Origin of the sequence: Pseudomonas sp. IT-P2 (genome assembly GCF_949767575.1) — a bacterium.
GTDB lineage: Bacteria > Pseudomonadota > Gammaproteobacteria > Pseudomonadales > Pseudomonadaceae > Aquipseudomonas > Aquipseudomonas pharyngis.
In genome coordinates this window covers 329,124-348,953 of record NZ_CATKQA010000045.1, presented here as the reverse complement: position 1 = coordinate 348,953, position 19,830 = coordinate 329,124, and the positions used below count along the sequence as shown (strand labels likewise).

Below are 19,830 nucleotides of genomic sequence, written 5' to 3'. Positions count from 1 at the left end.
ATGCGCGGCCACTGTATTTACGGAAGCTTTAATGGATCGCCCGCGTTTTCGAAAAGCATTTCTTGCCCCACGCTTCTGGCCGCTCTGGTGCGGCCTCGGGCTGTTGTGGCTGATCGTGCAGCTGCCGTATCCGGCATTGCTGGCCATCGGTCGTTTTCTCGGTGCCCTGATGTATCGCTTCGCCGGCGACCGACGGCGCATCGCCAAGCGCAATCTGGAACTCTGTTTCCCGGAAAAGTCCGCCGCCGAGCGCAAGCGTCTGCTCAAGGAAAACTTCGCCTCCACCGGCATCGCTTTTTTTGAGATGGCGATGAGCTGGTGGTGGTCGCGTCAGCGTCTGGCGAAACTGGCCCACGTCGAAGGCCTGGAGCATTTGCAAAAGGCCCAGCGCGAAGGCAAGGGCGTGATTCTGATGGCGGTGCATTTCACCACCCTGGAAATCGGCGCGGCGCTGCTCGGCCAGCAGCACACCATCGACGGCATGTACCGCGAACACAAGAACCCGCTGTTCGACTTCGTCCAGCGTCAGGGCCGCGAGCGGCACAATCTTGATTCGCTGGCGGTGGAGCGTGACGACGTGCGCGGCATGCTCAAGCTGCTGCGCGCAGGCCGGGCAATCTGGTACGCACCGGATCAGGACTACGGCGCCAAGCAGAGCATCTTCGTGCCGTTGTTCGGCATTCAGGCCGCCACCGTGACTGCCACCAGCAAGTTCGCCCGTCTGGGCAAGGCACTGGTGGTGCCGTTCACTCAGGAGCGTCTGGTCGACGGCAGCGGTTATCGTCTGGTGATTCATCCGCCGCTGGAAGGTTTCCCGGGCGAGACCGAAGAAGAAGATTGCATCCGCATCAATCAGTGGGTCGAAGGCGTGTTGCGGGAGTGCCCCGAGCAATACCTGTGGGCACACCGGCGTTTCAAGAGCCGGCCACCGGGCGAGCCGAAGCTGTACGCCAAACGCGGTTGATTCGACCCATCCCCACAAGCACCACGGAGCGTTGCGATGAGCCCAGCTGAACCGGTCACAGGTTTGATTCTTTCCGGCGGCGGGGCTCGGGCGGCGTATCAGGTGGGGGTGCTGGCGGCGATTGCTGAATTGTTGCCGCTGGGGGCGGACAATCCGTTTCCGGTGATCGTCGGCACCTCCGCCGGGGCGATCAACGCGGTCAGCCTGGCCAGCGGTGCGACGGATTTTCGCGCGGCCATCGAACGCCTGACGCTGTTCTGGCAAGGCTTTCGCAGCCATCGCGTGTTGCGCAGCGACTGGCCGGGGGTGATCCGTCAGGCCAGTCGTTTTGTCAGTCACAGCCTGCTGGGCATGGGCCGGCAGCTGCCGGTAGCGCTGCTCGACAGCTCGCCGCTGCGTCATCTTCTCAACGAAAAACTGCACCTGCCCGGCATCGCCGAGTCCATCGCGCGCAAGCAATTGCACGCGGTGGCAGTGACGGCGTTCGGCTACGAGTCCGGGCAAGCCGTGACCTTCTATCAGGGCGGCGGGACCATCGATTCCTGGTTGCGTCATCGGCGCATCGGTGTGCCGACGCAGTTATCGGTGGAGCACTTGCTGGCCAGTTCGGCGATCCCGCTGTTGTTCGCGCCAGTGAAGATCGGCGATGAATATTTCGGCGATGGCGCGGTGCGGCAATCGGCACCGATCAGCCCGGCGCTGCACCTGGGCGCGAGCCGGGTGCTGGTGGTGGGCGTCAGCGGCAACCCGCGCGGTTTCGATCCGGCGCAACCGCTGGAGCGTGCTTACACCGGGCAGCAACCGACGCTGGCGCAGATCGGCGGGCACATGCTCAACAGCACCTTCATTGATAGCCTGGAAAGCGATATCGAGCTGCTTCAGCGTCTCAACCAGTTCAGTCATCTGATGCCCGAAGGCACGCCGACCCGCGCGTTGGGTGTGGCGCCGGTGGACGTTCTGGTGATTTCACCCAGCCAGCCGATCGATGAAATTGCGGCGCGGCATCGCCAGGAATTGCCCGCGGCGTTGCGTCTGTTTCTGCGTGGGCCGGGGGCGACCAAAACGAGCGGGGCAGGGGTGTTGAGTTACTTGCTGTTCGAGGCGGGGTATTGCAGCGAATTGATCGATCTGGGCAGGCGCGATGCCTTGGCCAAGCGCGATGAACTGTGCCGGTTTCTCGGGATTGGCGAGTCGCTGGTTCCGGCCTGAGTTTTGTTGTGCAGCAATCGCTGGCAAGCCAGCTCCCACAGGGATTTGTGTCGTGCACAGAGCCAATGTGAGAGCGAGCCTGCTCGCGAAGGCGCCCGTGAGGACGCCGCCGGATCAGAAGTGGAACTTCACCAGGAAGCTCGTGGTGCTCTGATCGGTCTTGAAATACTGGCTGTCCTTGATCCCGTACTTGTCCGACCAGTAGTCGTACTCGACACCCACATACAACTGCTTCTCGCCAATGTTCAGCGCTTTGCCCAGGTCGTATTTGACCTGTGGGTTGAAGTGCAGGTTGGCGTGGTAATCGCCTTTGGAGTTGGAGTCGTTGTCGACCACCCAGTCCATGAAGCCGTCAATCAGGATGTTCGAGTCGCCGACCGGAATCGTGTAGGACCAGACCGGGGTGATCTGCCAGACGTTGTCACCGGCGCGGGAGCCTTCGGTGTGGCGCTGGTAGAAGTTCAGCTGGAAGTAGTCGAAGCCCGGGATCGCCAGGTCAAAGCCTGGACCGATCAGGTATGACTCGGTATCACCTTCACCGAATTCGTAGGTCATGGCCAGCAGTACGTCGGTGACCGGACCGAAAGCCAGTTTCTGATCGAAGATCTTGCCGAACGACAGACGCGGGCTGATTTCGCCGTAGTAGGTGTTCGAACCCACACCGCCGTCATCCTTGCCGTTGTAGAAGATCTTGTCGACGAACACGAAGTTGTCGCCGTACTTCCAGGCATCGGCGTGCTCGAAGGTGACGGTCTGCTGAATGCGCGGGTTGACCTGGAAGTCCTTGCCATAGAGGTAGGTCAGACTGTTGTTCTGCCATTGCAGCAGGCCGTCGGCCATGGCCTGACCCCCTGCCAGCAGCGATCCCGCAAGCATCAGGCTGGTGCACATACGTTTCATTCGGTTGCTCCCAAAGTAGGTGTTCCACGTTTATTTTTTTGAGTCGGCGCTCTGGTGTGGCGCCTTTTTTCATTGCTGCAAAAGTCATCCATCCGGTCAGCTTTCATGCTGTTAGCAAGAGCTGAGCCAAGGCTTTTCGAAAAGCAAAAAAAAGCCCGTCGGCTGCTGAAAAACAGTCGATTGAGCGTGTTTTCGGGATGCCTCGGTACTGACCGAAGCCTGGATAAGCTGGCTTTTCGGTCAGGAATTAAATTCGGGCTTTTTTTTAGACCGAATTCAGGAGGCCGCGGAGAATACTGACTCAACGGCCAGGCCTCAAGTGCCCCGCAACAGAGCACCGACGACAGGTAGGGGGCACGGTTGCGGGCCATCTTAGAAGTGCACCTTGACCAGCAGGCTGGCGGTGTTCTGGTTGGTGTCGAAACTGTGGGTGCTTTCGACGCCGTATTTGTTTTTCCAGTAGCTGTATTCGGTGCCGACGTACACCTGCTTTTCACCCCAGCCGAGGGCTTTGCCCAGGTCGTATTTGATCTGCGGGTTGATGTGCAGGTTGGCGTGATAGGTGCCGCGCGAGTTCTGATCGTTGTCGACCACCCAGTCCAGATAGCCGTCGATCAACAGGTCGGAATTGCCCACGGGAATGCTGTAGGACCAGCCGGGGGTGATCTGCCAGACGCCGTCGCCGGGGCGCGGGCCTTCGGTCTGGCGGCGGTAGAAGTTCAGGGTGAAATAGTTGAAGCCCGGCACCTTGAGGTCGAAGCCGGGGCCGATCAGGTAGGCCTCGCTGTCGCCTTCGCCGTACTCGTAGGTCATGGCCAGCAGTAAGTCCTTGATCGGGCCGAATTCCAGCTTTTTGTCGAAGATCTTGCCGAACGACAGGCGCGGGCTGAATTCGCCGTAGAACGCATGGGGCCCTTTGTTGCGGTCTTCCTGGCCGTTGTAGAAAATCTTGTCGATGAACAGGAAGTTGTCGCCGTACTTCCACTTGTCAGCGTGCTCGAACGTCACCGTCTGCTGGATTGACGGGTTGATCGCGAAATTCTTGCCGTACAGGTAGCTCAGGCTGTTGGTCTGCCATAGCAGTAAATCGCCGGCCATGGCTTGCGAGGCGGCCAGCAGGCCGCCGCCCAACAACACGCTGGTTTGAGTCCGGATCATCTGTTGCTCCCTCTTGTTTTTATTGTTTGAGGCAAAGCTGTCGCGAGGGGGCAGGCTTGGGCGAGCCCCCTTTTTTACTCTTCGGATCAGTGCGGGTGTGCGTGGCAGTCGTTGATCGCGGCGCGTTCGGCGCCACCGAGGATGTTGAACAACAGGTTCAGCGTCAGCGCGCTGAGGGTGGCCATGGCGATCCCGCTGTGGGTGATCGGGCTCATCCACAATGGCAGGTGGGCGAAGAATTCCGGACGCACCACTGGGATCAGGCCCATGCCGATGCTCACCGCCACCAGCAATTGATTGCGCCGGTCGCCGATGTCGGCCTCTTGCAGAATCTTGATGCCGGTGGCCGCGACCATGCCGAACATCGCAATCGCCGCGCCACCCAGTACCGCTGGTGGAATCGACGCCACCAGGAACGCGGCTTTGGGCAGCAGGCTCAGGACGATCAGCAGACCGCCGGCGACGATGGTCACCGAGCGGCAGCGCACGCCGGTCATCTGCACCAGGCCGATGTTCTGCGCGAAGGAGGAGTGGGTGAAGGTGTTGAAGAATCCGGCGAAGAACGACGCACCGGCATCACACAGCAGGCCGCGACGCAGCATGCGCGGGCAGACTTCCTGACCGGTGATCTTGCCCAGCGCGAGGAACATCCCGGTGGACTCGACGAAGATGATCACCACCACCAGACACATCGACAGGATCGGTGCCAGTTCGAACTTCGGCATGCCGAAATGCAGCGGGGTGACGAACTGAACCCACGGCGCGTTGGCCATGCCGCTCAGGTCAACCATGCCGATGGCGCCGCAGAGCACGTAGCCCAGGCACATGCCGATCAGCACGGAAATGTTGACCCAGAAACCGCGCATGAAGCGGTGGATCAACAGAATGGTGGCCAGCACCAGTGCGGCGATGGCCAGGTAAATCGGTGAACCGAATTGCGCAGCGGCGGCGCCGCCACCGGCCCAGTTCACGGCCACGGGAAACAGCGACAGACCGATCGAGGTGATGACCGTGCCGGTCACCAGCGGAGGGAAGAAGCGTACGACCCTGGACATGAATGGCGCGATGAGCATGCCGAAGAACCCGGCGGCGATGGTCGCGCCGAAGATTCCCTGCAGACCGATGCCGGGCATGCCGGCCATGGCGACCATGCTACCGACGGCGGCGAAACTGGCGCCCATCATCACCGGCATGCGGATGCCCATCGGGCCGATCCCCAGGGACTGCACAATGGTGGCGATGCCGGCGACCAGCAGGTCGGCGTTGATCAGGAAGGCGATTTCTTCACGACTCAGGCCAGCGGCCTGTCCGATGATCAGCGGTACCGCGATGGCGCCGCCGTACATCAGCAGTACATGTTGCAAACCGACCAGGATCAGTTGCAAAAGGGGCAAACGCTGAATGGCGGGTGCGTCGGGGATGCGCGCTTTGGACAGCTCGGACATGCAACACCTCGGATCTTTTTTATTCTTGTGATTGAACAGCTGCCGGGTTGCTCACAGCTGTTTCTTTGCATCAGGTAAACCGCGTGGCGGCTAATCGCTGGCAAGCCAGCTCCCGCACAGGCAGTGCAAAACCCTGTGGGAGCTGGCTTGCCAGCGATGCTTTTACTGCTTAGTTGGTCTGGGCTCCCTGGGCGATCCATGCACCGATCAGGTCACGTTCCTGCTGGGTCATCTGCGTGATGTTGCCCAGTGGCATGATCTGCGTGGTGATGGCTTGCGCCTGGATCCGCGCCGCGTTCTGGCGGATCTGCTCGGGGGTGTCGAACATCACACCGGCCGGTGCAGCGCTGAACAGCGGGCTGGTCGGTTTGGCCGAGTGGCAGACCGCGCAGCGTTCCTGGATCACCGTGTGCACCTTGTCGAACGCAGGGCCGGCGTTGGACGCCTGAGCGGGAGCGGCGGCAGGTGCAGCAGGGGCGGCCGGTTGCGCAGCTTCAGCCGGTTTCGCGCCACCACCCAAAGCCGTTTCCGGCAGCGGCTGGTACTCGATTTTCGCAGGCGCCTTGGCCACGTCCGGAGCGGTCGACATCGGCGCCGGGCCGGTGACGTACGCCAGACTGATCATGCCCACCGCTGCAACCGGCAGGGTCCAGGCAAACTTGTGGCTGTCGTGACGGGTGTTGAAGTAGTGACGCACCAACACCGCCAACACCGCAATCCCGGCCAGGATCAGCCAGTTGTACTGGCTGCCGTAGGTGCTCGGGAAGTGGTTGCTGATCATGATGAACAGCACCGGCAGGGTGAAGTAGTTGTTGTGACGCGAACGCAGCAGGCCTTTGGCCGGCAGGGCCGGATCCGGCGTGCGGTTCTCGGCGATCGCGGCGACCAGGGCGCGCTGGGCCGGCATGATGATGCGGAACACGTTGCCGACCATGATGGTGCCGATGATCGCGCCGACGTGCAGGTACGCACCACGACCGCTGAACACCTTGCTGAAGCCATACGCCGCGCCGATGATCAGCACGAACAGGATGAAGCCGAGCAGGGCAGGTTTTTTGCCCAGAGGCGAGTCGCAGAGGAAGTCGTAGATGAACCAGCCGGCGATCAGCGAACCGATGCCGATGGCCACGCCTTCAGGGCCGGTCAGGCCGCTGCCGGGTGCCACGAGGTAGAGCACGGGGTTGGAGTAGAACACCACGCACAGCAGCGCGATCCCCGACATCCAGGTGAAGTAGGCTTCCCATTTGAACCAGTGCAGGTTCTCCGGCATCGACGGAGGGGCCAGTTTGTATTTTTCCAGGTGATAGATACCGCCGCCGTGGATCGCCCACAGATCACCGGCAAGACCGGTTTTCGGGTTGACGCGGTTGAGGTTGTTCTCCAGCCAGACGAAGTAGAACGACGCGCCGATCCAGGCCACGCCAGTGATCATGTGAACCCAGCGCACGCTCAGGTTCAGCCATTCCAACAGATGTGCTTCCACAGTCTTTACCTCTCGCCCGTCACTCTTGTTGTCGAGTGATCGGACCTTCTCTTATTGGTGGGGGGCGAGGATCAAACGCTCATCCTCTTTGAAAAAATGCTCATCGCAGTTGTTGCCTGTGCCACTGCGATCAACCACCAGGAAGTCATCCCGCTTTTCGATCGTCAGCACCGGGTGGTGCCAGACGCCGCGATGGTAATTGATGCCCTGCCTGCCGTTGGTGACGAAGGCGCGGACCAAGCCTGATACAGGTACATCGCCAAGTGGCGCGACCACGATCAGAAAGGGGTTGCCGAGCAGCGGAATGAAAGCCTGGCTGCCCAGCGGATGGCGTTCCAGCATGCTGACGGTCAGCGGCATGTCCTGCGCGTCGGCGCGGAAGATGCTGATGATCGCGTTGTCCTCAGGCGTCGCGGTTTCGACCGTCGCCAGTTTGTGGAAGCGCATGGTCGAACCGTTGTTGATCATGAAGTGATCGCTGCCGTCGGTTTCGATCACGTCACCGAAAGGGGCGAAGGCTTCTTTGGTCAGCGGTTCAATCGTCAGTATGCGCATGCTGTTCTTCTTTTCGTTGAGTGATCGTTCCCACGCTCCGCGTGGGAATGCAGCCCGTGACGCTCCGCGTCACATCCAAAGCGGACGCAGAGCGTCCAGTGATGCATTCCCACGCAGAGCGTGGGAACGATCATTGCGGTGTTATTTAGCGACCTTGCCGAGAACGCGCAGGCGGCTCACACCACCATCCGGGAACACGTTCAGACGGATGTGGGTGATCGGGCCCAGTGCCTTGATCTGCTCGACGAAGGTGTGTTCGGCGTGCATCTCCAGCTTCTGGCTTGGCAGCAGTTCGCGCCAGAACAGCGACTGGGTTTCGATCTGGCTGTCGGTGCCGCCCTTGACGAACGCGCCCTGGATCGAGCAGGTGTCCGGGTAGTTGCCCTTGAAGTGCAGGGTGTCGACGATGATTTTTTCGATCTCGCCCGGGTGGCCCAGCGCGACGATCACCCAGTCATTGCCCGGGGTACGACGACGTGCGGTTTCCCAGCCGTCGCCCATGTTGATGCCACGGCCCGGGTTGAGGATGTTGCTCATGCGGCCGAAGTGTTCGTCGGAGCAGGCGAGGGCGCGGCCACCGTTGAGGGCTGCTGCCAGGTCCACTTGCTCGTTGTCGCCAACAGCCGACCAGTCGCGGAACGGAATGCCGTACACGCGCAGACGGGCCACGCCGCCATCCGGGTAGATGTTGAAGCGCAGGTGGCTGAACGCCTTGTCGTTGCTGATTTCGTGATAGTGGTGGCTGTTGCCTTGCAGTTCGACGGCCGACAGCACTTCAGTCCACTGGGTGTTTTCGTCAGGCTCGCCCGACGCCAGGAAGCAGGCTTCCAGCGAGGCCGATGGCGGGAAGTTTCCGGTGAAGAATGAAGTGTCGATGTCCACGCCTTTGATCGAACCCGGTACGCCCAGGCGGATCACCGCGCTGTCGTAGCCTTCGAAGCGCTTGCGGCGCGACTCCCAGCCGTCCATCCACTTGCCGTTGTCATCGAACACGCCCTCCTTCCACACGGCCGGGGTCGGCTGAAACAGACGATTGGCGTCTGCGAACCAGTCATCGGTGACCGAGATGATTTTGGTGCCCAGGCGGGCATCGGCCAGGTTGACGAACTTCTCGAAAGGTACGGCGTAAGCTTTCATTCTTCTTGTCTGCCTTTAAATAAGTGGCTTGGGATGCTTGCAGGGCCCTGGGAAACACAAGCGTTCTAGAGGTTTCTCGGGCCAGGCTCGCTAGAGAGTCAGTAATCGGAACAGGGCGATCTTGTTGATCTCCGCCAGCGCGCATTTGAACTCGGTGTCGACCGGGTTGTGAATGCGCGTTTCGAACGCCGCGAGGATCTGATGCCGGTTGCTGCCTTTTACCGCCATGATGAAGGGAAACTTGAACTTGGCCTTGTAGGCGTCGTTCAGCTCGGTGAAGCGCTGGAACTCTTCGGCCGTGCATTGGTGAATACCGGCGCCAGCCTGTTCATGGGTGCTGGCTTCGGTCAACTCGCCCTGGACGGCAGCTTTGCCGGCCAGGTCCGGGTGAGCGTTGATCAGTGCCAGCTGGCTGGCGTGATCGGCGCTCAACAGGATGTCGCTCATGCGCTGGTGCAGGGTTTCGATCTGGTCGATCGATGCGTCCTGGCCCAGGTCGAAGGCCTTCTCGGCCACCCATGGCGAATGTTCGTAGATGTCGGCGAAGGCTTTGACGAAGGCGTCGCGGCTCAGGGTCGACGGTTTCAGGGTTTGAAAGGTGCTCATTTGGCAGCCCCTTGGTACGGGTGGGTTTCGTGCCAGTGACGCGCGATGTCGACGCGGCGGCTGAACCACACCTGTTCATGACTTTTAGCGTATTCGATAAAGCGCTTGAGCGAAGCCAGACGCGCCGGACGGCCGATCAGACGGCAGTGCAGACCGATCGACAGCATCTTCGGCGCTTCGGCGCCTTCGGCATAAAGCACGTCGAACGCATCTTTGAGGTATTCGAAGAAATCGTCGCCCTTGTTGAAACCCTGGACCTGGGTGAAGCGCATGTCGTTGGTGTCCAGGGTGTATGGGATCACCAGGTGCGGCTTGCCGGTCGGGTTGTTCGGTTCCCAATAGGGCAGGTCGTCGTCGTAGGTGTCGCAGTCGTAGAGGAAACCGCCTTCTTCCATCACCAGACGGCGGGTGTTCGGGCCGGTGCGACCGGTGTACCAGCCCAGCGGGCGCTCGCCGGTGAGTTCGGTGAGGATGCGGATCGCTTCGAGCATGTGCTCGCGTTCCTGCGCCTCGTCCATGTACTGGTAGTCGATCCAGCGGTAGCCGTGGCTGCAGATCTCGTGACCGGCCTCGACCATCGCGCGGATCACGTCCGGGTGACGCTGGGCGGCCATGGCCACGGCGAAGATGGTCAGCGGAATGTCGAATTCCTTGAACAGTTTCAGGATCCGCCAGACGCCGGCACGGCTGCCATACTCGTAAAGCGATTCCATGCTCATGTTGCGCGCGCCTTGCAGAGGCTGGGCCGCGACCATTTCCGAGAGGAAGGCTTCCGATTCTTTGTCGCCATGCAGGATGTTGCGCTCGCCACCTTCTTCGTAATTGAGTACGAAGGACAGGGCGATCCGGGCATTGCCCGGCCAGTGTGGGTGAGGAGGGTTACTGCCGTAACCGATCAGGTCGCGTGGGTAGTCAGCGCTCACTGCAGTCTTCCTTCTTATTCGTTGACAGATTGTGTGGCGCCTTGAAGATGGGATGGCAGCTGGCGTCACAGCGATGGGCTGATTGTATACAACTTTATTCTCAATTTGTAAGCCTGAATTTTCGCATTTTTCACCGGCCGTCCTCTTTTGCTGATAACGGTGAGAGCCTGCAAGAAATCTGCCTGATCAGTCAGCTAATGGATCAGAGGTTCAATGAATGCATGGTTCGAGGGCTGAGCAGCGGAAAATCGGCGGAGGCTGGGGGCGGGAGGAAAAATGTCGTTTTTATTGTGTACAATTTTTTTGAAAAGTGTCTTAATCAGTCGCTCGCCGCAGCTTTTCGTGCTCCGAAACGGTGCGGTCTCCTTTTCAACTGACTTCGGGAGGCGCGAGGTCTGACTGCTCCACGCAGGCAGGCGCGCAGAATCAATGGGACGTTTGACAACACACGTTTTGGACGCTGCACACGGTTGCCCGGGCAGCTCGATCAAGGTCGAGCTGTACCGCGTTGAAGGTTCGCACCTGGAATTGGTCGCCAGTGCGCTTACCAACAGCGATGGCCGGGTCGATGCGCCGCTGCTGCAAGGCGATGACTACCGTACCGGTGTCTATCAGGTTCAGTTCCACGCCGGCGATTACTACCGCGCCCGTGGCGTCCAGTTGCCGGAGCCGGCATTTCTGGACGTGGTGGTGCTGCGGTTCGGCATCTCTGCCGAACAGGATCACTACCACGTGCCGTTGCTGATCTCGCCTTACAGCTATTCCACCTATCGGGGCAGCTGACCCCCAAGCAGCTGCCCCCACCGGGAAGCGACTGCGCATATAGCTTCTTTGGTCTTTCGCCCGCTCACACTGCGGGCTTTTTTTGCTTGAAATTCGCCGCAGGCTGGCCTTTGGTCTGACGAAGTTTCATTTTAGAGTCTGGAATTTTCGTCCCTGACAATCACGAAAGTTTGCGGATAAGTCGCCAGCGTTTGCGGTCCTCCTCTGAGCCAGACGACCCTTTTTTCGGCATTTGCCTGAATGACTGCCTGTGCCGCCGATGTGCCGACCTGTTCGCCCAGAGGGACACCCCAGCTCTTCGGGTCGAGATTCAAGGGGAGATGGATCTTTTGACCTCTGATGCGGTGCAGGCTCAAAAAGAACAGAAAATCATGTCCTGGCCGATTGAATACGACGGCGGGAAATGACGTCGAAGGGCTGATGTCGAAGACGTTGTAGCCGTTGCGTTTCAGCAGTGCCGCAGTGAAACGTTTCAAGTCCTGGCCCGATTGACTGGGCATGAAGTGACTCCATTCCAGTTTGAATCGATTGGGATCGAAATCGAGGCGTTGCAGCGACCCCTCTCCATCAGGTAGCGGCAGCGCCATGAAGCGCGCGTTTTCCGGCTCGAGGGTGATCATCGAGGGCAGCATCAATAACGGGTCCGCAAGCTCGGCTCGCGGGTAGGTGTTGCCGGCTTTCCAGTCGTTGAAGGTTTGGCGCAAGAGAGTCAGTCCGGTGCCGGTTATCCTGTCGGAGCCATTGGCAAGTTCGAACTGACGCTTTGCCACCTGCTGCAGGCAGGTGGCCGACAACTCCGGAAAATGCACGGCAACATAACCTGCAAGCGGTTGCAGGAAGGGCAGTGTGGGATCGATCTCCCAGTGACCGGCGGGAGGTACGCGGATTGCACCGCGAGGCTGTTGCAACAGGTCCGAAGCGAGAACCCTTTCCAGTGATGAATAGTTGTGAATCAGGTGTGTGGGGTTGGTGATGTAAACAATGGGTGTGTCCTCTGCAGGCCCTTGAGGCAACACCATGTATCGTTTGCCATTGATCTGTATATCGTGGGTTGTTCCGGGCGGTGCGTCGATCGCCCACTGCTCCCAGTGGTCGATTGGAGCATCGGGTAGCGGCGCGGGTGAACGAGGAACTGTTGCCGTTGCATCGTCTTTTTCAACGGCAGGCGTTCCTTCGCTCTCTGGTCCAATGTCTTCTTCACGGCGCGCCCGTTTTTCCGGAATGGCAGGCGATTCATCCTGGAGATGGCGAGTGAGGATCAGTTGCGAGGGTTCCGCACCAGTACCGCTCTGCGCCTGGACCTGGCGCCACTGAACAGTGCCTTCGATACGCTCCAGAAGCGGGCCGGAAGCGATGAGTTCGTTGGGTAGGCGTGCCCGTATCCGGTTCTGCGTATCCGTACCGACCAGAACCGTTGCACCGTCGATCAGGTCAACATAGTGATAACGTCCGGATGAGCGCAGCCCGGTTTGTACGTCGGGCTGCGGCAGGCGGTCGACAAGTCGGGGAGCCAGAAAATAGGTGGACATGGGGGGCTCTACATTCAGTCGCGTTATCTGCGTATCGCCGGGCAGGTCAATGATCTCGACCGTAGGTGGCTGAGGCTCCGGCAAGTGCACGGAGCGGTCCGAGCGATGGTCAGGCAAAGGCAGTGCATTGTGGCCGTCCGCATGAATGCGGGGTCCCGGAAGCAGATCCGGTGCCGGAATGCGTGAAGTCGGAGGACTGTCGTGGGAGGCTGTGTCTTTGGCGCGGATAGGGCGTTTGGGGCTCATTGATGGATGTGCTCTTGAAATGAACGAGGCGATTGGAAGACCGACAGTGCGGATCATTGAGGGGAAATGATCGTCAGCCCAGACCCGTTCCGGGTAATACATATGTCTATGCGCACGCATTCGTGATGCCGGATCTTTCCAGTGACGTCAGCGCCAATGACTGACCCGAAACGGCCGGAGGTCGCGCCCCCCCGGCCGGTCTGTCATGAACGCTGCACACTGATGGAGGCAAAGCCTTCAATTGACGCTGGATTGTCCGGCCAGAAGCCAGGCCAGGTTCTTCGCTCGCTCCAGCCTTGTCGCGTCATCAAGGGACAGATCTCCCCTCAGCTTCGCGCATTGCGCTCGAAGCGTGTGCAGACCCTGGGCGCTGATCGGAGGGGAGTAATCGAGGGCAATCTTTGCTACCACTTCGAACACATTCATCTGATGGGTACAGTGGTTGATCGTCTTCAGGTCGTCGACGTCCACAAGGCGGGAAACATCGGTATCCAATACCCAGCGACGTTGACTCAGGTGATATGAGAGCGCTCCCGGTGTGCCGTCTTTCATCGATATATTGCGCACGGGGAGTTGAGCGCTCGTCGCGGTGGACCATTCGGCAGGCAGAGGTGTGTCGGGATCGTTGGGGGGGATGAAGAACCTGGCATCGATCGATTCTATATAGATGGCCTCAAAGATCAGATCGACTGCATGCACAATCCCCGAAGCCGTGATCACACGTATCTGATCCACCAGATCCTCGCTGTTGTCGTATTCAGGCAGATGCACGGTGCATTTCCCGATCAGTAACTGATTGTTGGAGAGCGCAATGTCGACGTGACCCAAAGCTGTCGCGTCCAGCTCCCAGGTCGAGGAGAAGGCGAGCCGTTCAGTCGCCGAGGCCATGGCACCGGGAGTGGACAGGCGCAAGGACATGTCATTGCTGAGGTGAACGAGATAGGTCGATCCATTTCCGCTCAGCGTTTCGATGGCGGTCTGGGCGGTCGGGAGCGAGAACCTGACACACCGTGCCTGGTCGCCCAGCGGGTGTGGGGTATTGTCGAGGGGACGCAAATAGAGATGCTCTCCTTCGCGAGGTGTCAGGGTTATCGCCTTCGCCCTTTGCGAATGACCGATACCGTAATTCGATAGATGGTCGTCCGCGATGGGAGGCACGTGCAGGCGATAAGAAACCCCATCGTTCAGGATCAGTACGAATGAGTGGTTGAGCATCATGAGAGGGCGGGTCAGGCCATTGTTTATCCGTCCAGGGCTGCGCCACCAGGAGCTGGCAAGATTGTTGATCGACAGGCTTTTCTCACCGAAAAAAAGCTTCAGGTTGCAATTCCTGTACATGATGTTTTTGAGTTCACCTTCCGCGAGGACTTCGATGTTGTAAGTCGCCAGGACATTCGAAAGTTCCACGCTGGAGAAATCAAGGTACACAGTGGTCAGAAAACTGTTCTTTTGTTCTGTGACCGTCAGAGTGGTGTGCTGGTTGTTTCGTGAAATCCAATAGTGGGTGTTTTTATCCTGAGGGACGGTAATGTCCGAGGAGTGGAGGATGGCCGGGAGCTCGCGCGTGCCTTGCTGCAACATGGAAACCTGAATCTGTGAAGCAGGCGCGTATTGCGAGTCAATAATGATTTCCGGGAGTTCAGGTATCCAGCGGAAGCCATCCCTGGTGATGAACGTCAGCTTTCCCCCCCTCAATTTTTGTGTTCGATTGTCAGTCCAGTCGTAAAGATTGGTCAGGCGCACGTATCTTTTTTTGTCGTCATCGAGATCGAACCCCGAAGTGACGATCAAGTCTGCATTTTTGATTTCCCAGCTTTCAATCAGATCCGATCGCCAGTCCAGCACGATGAAACTCTCGTCTGTACCTTCCTCGTGAATTACTACGTTGCCGGGTAAATGGGAAAGCGCATAAGTGTCTTTGCCGGGGCCGCCACGAATTGATGCAAAGGGGCTGAGCACGTAGATCTGGTCATCGCCGGCTCCGGCATCGACATGATCCTTGCCACGAGCCTTGATGATGTTTGGCCCGTCGGTACCGATCACCTCGTTGTTCGATCCTGCAAGGGTGTCGATGTTCTCGATATTGCGCAGCATGCTGTGCAGAATCAGTCCGTCTGCTTTATCCGGTTCGACCTTTACAAACATCTCGCCTTGCTTCAGATCGATTTTGTAGCCAAAGCGCTCTTCGTGTCCGGCAGGAAACGTTCCGGTCAGTTTCAGGCTGTCGCTTCCCGCGCCTCCATCCAGTTCGCCGATCAGGCCGGAATGGTCTTTTGTTTGCAGCAGATCGGCGGCCCCCTCAAAGACGAATTCGTCATCCTGTTTGCCTCCGTCCAGAAACTTCGGACCCAGCCTGTAATAGAAGTTGTTGGGTTTATTTGTCACTCCCTGCACGGTGTCGAAACCGCCACCGAGAAACCAAAGAATGTTCTTGAGTTCCGATGACGCTCCGAGGACGGAGCCTTTGGTCTTTTCCGTGACGCCGGCACGTGCATCGATAGTGTCGTTGTCATCGACGATTCTAGGGCGCTTGATGGTTTTGTACTGCGGGTTTTCCGGGGTCGAGTGGTAGGTGGGGATCTGAATCGACTCGACTTCGACGTGAAATCTGCCGTTGATGACAGCCTCGGTATGGTCTTTCAGATCTTCGTCGAGCAATTTTCTGGCGGAGGCTTGCAGCTGCCGGGCATGTTGAGCGGCGGCCCTGGCAATGATATGGCGATTTTCGACGCTTTCATCCGGGCTGATTCCCCAGAATGCAAACCAGCCTGTGCGCAATCGTTCTTCGGTTGTCAGGGTGATGTAATCGTCGATGTCATCGACCACGTTGATGGCCGCCCAGATACGCGAACCGGCGACCAGCAGCAGGCCAGCCACCAGCCCTATAGGGCCGGCAGAGGAAAAACCGGCCAGAGCCGCGGTGCCCAGCAGTACGGTCATCGCCGCGCTGGTCACACTCAAGCCAGCGTTTACGTAATGATTGACAGCCTCTTTACCCGTGGCTTTGGCTGCTGCATTGAATGAATCCACCGCGCTGATGATATCGAAAGGGAGGGTCAAGGCTCCGCCGATCAAGCCGCCCCCCCGGCCCAGTTTCAATGCAAAGCTGGTGTGTGCGAAGCCCTTGTAGGCGCTTTGTCCGGCCTTGAGCATCTGGGTGGCTTTGTGAGTGACCGCCAGGTCCACTGCAATCGAAGTGATATCTGCTGTATAGGCAGCGCTGTTGAAGATGATCCCGTAGGAATCCTTGTTTTTCACTGCATCCTGGAGCCCGCAAAGTCCACTGTAGATACCAAACGCCTGGAGGCCAATGCCGGTGCCGGCCATGGTGCGGCTTGCGGTACGGTTTGCCCATTTAGGAAGGGGCTCGGACATATGCGCATGTCGAATGTCCAGTTTCTGTGCCGAGACTAGAAGTTGCTTCAACTTGGTCAGATAACCATCGGTGTCGGAGTGGGTATCGATATCGTTATTCAGCAAGGTGGGCGACGTCAGCGGTCGTCGGCTGGCAATTTCAAACAGCAGCGCAGTCAGCGAGTAATCATCATCGCTGACGGACGTTTTCATGCGAGCGTTGATTTTAACTGGATCAAACTGCAAACCATCGATGAACTTTCTACTTGGAGTGCGGAAAAAAGTGTTTTTTCCATCCAGAACTTGGCCGTCAAGGGTGGCACCCAATGCGTCGAGAGATCTTCGGGTTATGTAGAAGTTGCCGATCCGAAGAGGACCATATACTTGGTCGACAACTTTCAACTCTGATGTTTTGCGTTTTGATTCAGAAGGTTTCCCGGTATTGCTTTGGTGTTCTTCAAAATCAATCGTGGAGGTGGGTTTGGGGTAGGAAGTTAGTTCAATGTCCGAAATGTCTACTGAATTATGGTTGATGGTGGAGTCGAGTATTAGCGTTGCCATAGAACATCCTTGTTCTTGCGTGGTTATGTATTTGCTGCTCCATGGTAGTTAAAGAAATTCAATTTTGTATATCCGCAGGCTATTGCGGTGTGTTGCAGATGGCTTGAGTTGTTGTACTCGAATCAACCGTCGTTCTTTGCTGCCATCCAGAAATTCAATTTATGGTCCTGGATGGCATTATCGATCACTACGTTATTCAGTGCCCGCTCAACAGTGAAGCAGCTCCAGCGCCTCCGAACAGTCCGGCACTGACCCGATTGAACCAGCTCTGCCCCTTGCCGCTGCGCAGATAACGCGCGGCGCCATGGGCACCGAGGCCGTAGGTCAATTTGCACAGCAGGTCGAGCAACGTCCAGGTGGCGATCATCACCAGCAGTTGCGGCAGGAACGGCTGTTCAGCGCTGAGGAATTGCGGCAGAAATGCGGCGAAAAACAAAATGTCTTTCGGATTGCTCGCGCCCAGCACGAAGGCCCGGCTGAACAATGCGCGGAATTTCGGAACCGGTGCGGCCTGAGGCACTTCGGCCCCCACCGACGGCTGGCGCGATTGCTGCCAGCTCTGCCAGGCGAGGTAGAACAGGTAGATCGCGCCGATGATTTTCAGGGCGCTGAACAGTTTTTCGGACGCCAGCAACAGGGCGCCCAGCCCCAGCGCCGAGGCACTGAGCAGGCAGATCGAGGCGAACACGCCGCCAAGGAACGCCGGGTACGAACGACGCAGGCCGTAATTCAGACTGTTGCTGATCATCAGCAACGACAGCGGCCCCGGAATCAGGATCACCACCAGCGCAGCGCCACTGAACAGCAGCCAGGTTTCCAGACTCATCACTTGCTCCTTTTTATGGTTATCAAGAATGTGCAAAAGCCCCACCCGGTGGGGTGAGGCTGTTTTGAAGCGTGAACCGCGTAGCGCTTACAGGAAGATGAACTTGGCGATGAAAATCGCGCAGAGCACCCACAGGCTGACGGAGATCTCTTTGTATTTACCGGTGCCGGCCTTCAGCGCGACATAGGTAATGAAGCCCAGCGCGATACCGTCGGCGACCGAGAAGGTCAGCGGCATCATGATCGCGGTGACGATGGCCGGAATGCTGTCGGTCGCTTCGTCCCATTCGATGTGCGCCATGCCGCCCATCATCAGCATCGCTACGTAAATCAGTGCGCCGGCGGTGGCATAGGCGGGAATCATGCCGGCCAGCGGTGCAAAGAACATCGCGGCTATAAATAGCACACCCACGGTGACGGCGGTAAGACCAGTCCGACCACCAGCCGCTACACCGGCGGCACTTTCCACGTAGCTGGTGACCGGCGGAACACCGACGACCGCGCCGAAAACGCTGGAGGCGGAGTCGGCTTTCATCGCGCGGGAGAGGTTTTCGATACGCCCGTCAGCGTTCACCAGATTGGCGCGCTGGGCGACGCCCATCAGGGTGCCGGCGGTGTCGAACATGTGTACGAAGAGGAAGGCCAGTACCACGCTGATCATGCTGACGTTGAAGACGCCGGCGACGTTCATGGCCATGAAGGTTGGCGCCAGGCTTGGCGGGGCGGACATGATGCCCTCGTAGTGCACCAGACCAATCCCCCAGCCCGCGAGGGTCACAGTGATGATGCTGATGAGGATCGCGCCGAATACTTTGTGGTAGCTGAGGATCGCGATCATCAGGAAGCAGATGGCGGCGAGCAGCGGGCCGGGTTCACGCAGCGAGCCGAGCTTGATCAGAGTCGCCGGACTATCGACGACGATGCCGGCGGTTTTCAGGCCGATCAGCCCGAGGAACAGACCCACACCGGCGCCCATCGCATAGCGCAGGCTGACCGGGATGCTGTTGAGCAGCCATTCGCGGATCCGCGAAAAGGTCAGGATCATGAACAGCACGCCCGAGACGAACACCGCGCCGAGGGCGGTTTCCCAGTTGTAGCCCATGGTGCCGACCACGGTGTAGGTGAAGAACGCGTTGAGGCCCATGCCTGGCGCCAGGCCCACCGGCCAGTTGGCGTAGAGGCCCATCAGCAGGCAGCCCAGCGCGGCGGCGATACAGGTGGCGACGAAGGCTGCACCGTGATCGATCCCGGCATCGGCCATGATGTTCGGGTTGACGAAGATGATGTAGGCCATGGTGATGAAGGTTGTCAGACCGGCAATCAGCTCGGTCTTCACCGTGGTGCCATGCAAGCTGAGTTTGAAGATGCGCTCAAGCAGGCCAGTGCGTAACGGCGGCGAGAGTTCCAGCGTCGATGCTTCGGATTTGCGGCTTTCCACAGCGAGTACTCCTCAAGAGTTTTATTGTTATTTCCAGGACCGGACCCATGAGGGGTGGCAGCGGCCCTTTGAGGCATACGCGAATTTGTTGACCATGCGGTCAGGAACTCGCACGCTGTGGATTATGCTTTTGTGTACAAATAAAGCAAATATTGTTTTTGGTTTTGTAGACGAAAAGACTGGTGATCGAGCTATATCACTCGGTTGGGCGATTGGTTCCCAGCGCCAGATTGACCGCCAGCCAGCCGTTGACCGCCGTTTCGCCGGCTTCGGCAAAGACGCGCTCGAGCAATTTCACCTGTTCACGACGCAGCGCCTGTTCAAATTTCGCACCTTCGACGGTCAGCTCCAGCAGGCGTTTACGTTTATCGGTCTCGGACGCCACGCTGTTCACCAGGTGCATTTCCTGCAATTGCCGCAACGGCATGTTCAGCGCCTGCTTGCTGACGCCGAGCAGCGCGAGCAACTCCTTGACGCTCAGGTTCGGATAGCGGGCGATGAAAAACACAATGCGTTGATGCACTCGGGACAAGCCCCGACGTTCGAGCATCTCATCGGCTTTGGCGGTGAACGCCTGGTAACCGAAGAAAAATGCTTCCATGGCTTGTTGCTGGCTGGCGCAGTTTTTAAGGTCAAGCATATTGACGTTTCCAGGGAGGGTGTCGTAATTTCAGTCAACAAGTTTGACTCATATTTCCCATGCCTCGCTAGCGG

Annotated in this window: 16 protein-coding genes; 3 read left to right on the top strand and 13 right to left on the bottom strand. The window is 58.6% G+C overall.

Features of this window, described 5'->3' with window-relative positions; genetic code table 11:
- The first annotated feature begins 31 nt into the window (after nucleotides 1–31).
- Nucleotides 32–964: a lipid A biosynthesis lauroyl acyltransferase gene (locus ACM6JM_RS23325; protein ID WP_414882580.1), complete on the top strand. Its 933-nt coding sequence runs from the start codon at nucleotides 32–34 to the stop codon at nucleotides 962–964.
- 36 nt (nucleotides 965–1,000) lie between these two features.
- A complete protein-coding gene (locus tag ACM6JM_RS23320; RefSeq protein ID WP_039769886.1) occupies nucleotides 1,001–2,173 on the top strand; it encodes a patatin-like phospholipase family protein in 1,173 nt (390 codons plus the stop codon).
- Nucleotides 2,174–2,287: 114 nt separating this feature from the next.
- On the opposite strand, the gene ACM6JM_RS23315 is transcribed toward ACM6JM_RS23320, so the two are convergent.
- The 8 genes from ACM6JM_RS23315 to puuE all read right to left on the bottom strand — a co-directional run bounded on the left by ACM6JM_RS23315 (nucleotide 2,288) and on the right by puuE (nucleotide 10,380).
- A complete protein-coding gene (locus ACM6JM_RS23315) occupies nucleotides 2,288–3,073 on the bottom strand; it encodes an outer membrane protein OmpK (protein WP_103387058.1) in 786 nt (261 codons plus the stop codon).
- A gap of 372 nt (nucleotides 3,074–3,445) precedes the next feature.
- Nucleotides 3,446–4,231 carry an outer membrane protein OmpK gene (locus ACM6JM_RS23310; protein WP_039769889.1) on the bottom strand — a complete coding sequence of 262 codons (786 nt, stop codon included), beginning with the start codon at nucleotides 4,229–4,231 and terminating at the stop codon, nucleotides 3,446–3,448.
- Between the two features lie 86 nt (nucleotides 4,232–4,317).
- On the bottom strand, nucleotides 4,318–5,676 hold the full coding sequence (locus tag ACM6JM_RS23305) for a nucleobase:cation symporter-2 family protein (RefSeq protein WP_039769891.1): 1,359 nt from the start codon (nucleotides 5,674–5,676) through the stop codon (nucleotides 4,318–4,320).
- Nucleotides 5,677–5,845: 169 nt separating this feature from the next.
- On the bottom strand, nucleotides 5,846–7,159 hold the full coding sequence (locus tag ACM6JM_RS23300) for a urate hydroxylase PuuD (RefSeq protein ID WP_074687595.1): 1,314 nt from the start codon (nucleotides 7,157–7,159) through the stop codon (nucleotides 5,846–5,848).
- Nucleotides 7,160–7,210: 51 nt separating this feature from the next.
- Entirely contained in the window at nucleotides 7,211–7,714 is a 504-nt protein-coding gene (locus ACM6JM_RS23295) for an ureidoglycolate lyase (RefSeq protein WP_414882579.1), read from the bottom strand.
- Nucleotides 7,715–7,855: 141 nt separating this feature from the next.
- Nucleotides 7,856–8,851 (bottom strand): allantoicase, encoded by a 996-nt coding sequence (alc, locus tag ACM6JM_RS23290; RefSeq protein WP_007960036.1) that lies wholly within the window; start codon nucleotides 8,849–8,851, stop codon nucleotides 7,856–7,858.
- Between the two features lie 90 nt (nucleotides 8,852–8,941).
- On the bottom strand, nucleotides 8,942–9,457 hold the full coding sequence (gene uraD, locus ACM6JM_RS23285) for a 2-oxo-4-hydroxy-4-carboxy-5-ureidoimidazoline decarboxylase (protein ID WP_039769895.1): 516 nt from the start codon (nucleotides 9,455–9,457) through the stop codon (nucleotides 8,942–8,944).
- A complete protein-coding gene (gene puuE / locus ACM6JM_RS23280) occupies nucleotides 9,454–10,380 on the bottom strand; it encodes an allantoinase PuuE (RefSeq protein WP_039769896.1) in 927 nt (308 codons plus the stop codon). Before puuE ends, uraD begins: the two co-directional genes overlap by 4 nt.
- A gap of 429 nt (nucleotides 10,381–10,809) precedes the next feature.
- Here puuE and uraH point away from each other — a divergent pair, with 429 nt between their 5' ends.
- Nucleotides 10,810–11,163 (top strand): hydroxyisourate hydrolase, encoded by a 354-nt coding sequence (gene uraH, locus ACM6JM_RS23275; protein WP_011333195.1) that lies wholly within the window; start codon nucleotides 10,810–10,812, stop codon nucleotides 11,161–11,163.
- A gap of 131 nt (nucleotides 11,164–11,294) precedes the next feature.
- Here the strand turns inward: uraH and ACM6JM_RS23270 are convergent, their stop codons facing one another.
- The 5 genes from ACM6JM_RS23270 to ACM6JM_RS23250 form a co-directional block, all read right to left on the bottom strand.
- Nucleotides 11,295–12,692, bottom strand: coding sequence for a hypothetical protein (locus ACM6JM_RS23270; RefSeq protein WP_414882578.1), 1,398 nt, complete (start codon nucleotides 12,690–12,692; stop codon nucleotides 11,295–11,297).
- A gap of 483 nt (nucleotides 12,693–13,175) precedes the next feature.
- Nucleotides 13,176–16,853: a calcium-binding protein gene (locus ACM6JM_RS23265; RefSeq protein ID WP_414882577.1), complete on the bottom strand. Its 3,678-nt coding sequence runs from the start codon at nucleotides 16,851–16,853 to the stop codon at nucleotides 13,176–13,178.
- 196 nt (nucleotides 16,854–17,049) lie between these two features.
- Nucleotides 17,050–17,679 (bottom strand): LysE family translocator, encoded by a 630-nt coding sequence (locus tag ACM6JM_RS23260; RefSeq protein ID WP_039769902.1) that lies wholly within the window; start codon nucleotides 17,677–17,679, stop codon nucleotides 17,050–17,052.
- An 87-nt stretch (nucleotides 17,680–17,766) separates the two neighbouring features.
- The gene (locus ACM6JM_RS23255) at nucleotides 17,767–19,116 is read right to left on the bottom strand and encodes an NCS2 family permease (protein WP_039769903.1); all 1,350 of its coding nucleotides are present in this window, start codon (nucleotides 19,114–19,116) and stop codon (nucleotides 17,767–17,769) included.
- 196 nt (nucleotides 19,117–19,312) lie between these two features.
- Entirely contained in the window at nucleotides 19,313–19,756 is a 444-nt protein-coding gene (locus ACM6JM_RS23250) for a MarR family winged helix-turn-helix transcriptional regulator (RefSeq protein WP_039769905.1), read from the bottom strand.
- Between the last annotated feature and the right edge of the window lie 74 nt (nucleotides 19,757–19,830).

What these genes read in the sequence shown, in the direction of transcription:
- ACM6JM_RS23325 (WP_414882580.1), top strand. Translation starts at nt 32, where the DNA reads ATGGATCGCCCGCGTTTTCGAAAAGCATTTCTTGCCCCACGCTTCTGG.
- ACM6JM_RS23320 (WP_039769886.1), top strand. Translation starts at nt 1,001, where the DNA reads ATGAGCCCAGCTGAACCGGTCACAGGTTTGATTCTTTCCGGCGGCGGG.
- ACM6JM_RS23315 (WP_103387058.1), bottom strand. Translation starts at nt 3,073, where the DNA reads ATGAAACGTATGTGCACCAGCCTGATGCTTGCGGGATCGCTGCTGGCA.
- ACM6JM_RS23310 (WP_039769889.1), bottom strand. Translation starts at nt 4,231, where the DNA reads ATGATCCGGACTCAAACCAGCGTGTTGTTGGGCGGCGGCCTGCTGGCC.
- ACM6JM_RS23305 (WP_039769891.1), bottom strand. Translation starts at nt 5,676, where the DNA reads ATGTCCGAGCTGTCCAAAGCGCGCATCCCCGACGCACCCGCCATTCAG.
- ACM6JM_RS23295 (WP_414882579.1), bottom strand. Translation starts at nt 7,714, where the DNA reads ATGCGCATACTGACGATTGAACCGCTGACCAAAGAAGCCTTCGCCCCT.
- alc (WP_007960036.1), bottom strand. Translation starts at nt 8,851, where the DNA reads ATGAAAGCTTACGCCGTACCTTTCGAGAAGTTCGTCAACCTGGCCGAT.
- uraD (WP_039769895.1), bottom strand. Translation starts at nt 9,457, where the DNA reads ATGAGCACCTTTCAAACCCTGAAACCGTCGACCCTGAGCCGCGACGCC.
- uraH (WP_011333195.1), top strand. Translation starts at nt 10,810, where the DNA reads ATGGGACGTTTGACAACACACGTTTTGGACGCTGCACACGGTTGCCCG.
- ACM6JM_RS23270 (WP_414882578.1), bottom strand. Translation starts at nt 12,692, where the DNA reads ATGTCCACCTATTTTCTGGCTCCCCGACTTGTCGACCGCCTGCCGCAG.
- ACM6JM_RS23265 (WP_414882577.1), bottom strand. Translation starts at nt 16,853, where the DNA reads ATGGCAACGCTAATACTCGACTCCACCATCAACCATAATTCAGTAGAC.
- ACM6JM_RS23260 (WP_039769902.1), bottom strand. Translation starts at nt 17,679, where the DNA reads ATGAGTCTGGAAACCTGGCTGCTGTTCAGTGGCGCTGCGCTGGTGGTG.
- ACM6JM_RS23250 (WP_039769905.1), bottom strand. Translation starts at nt 19,756, where the DNA reads ATGCTTGACCTTAAAAACTGCGCCAGCCAGCAACAAGCCATGGAAGCA.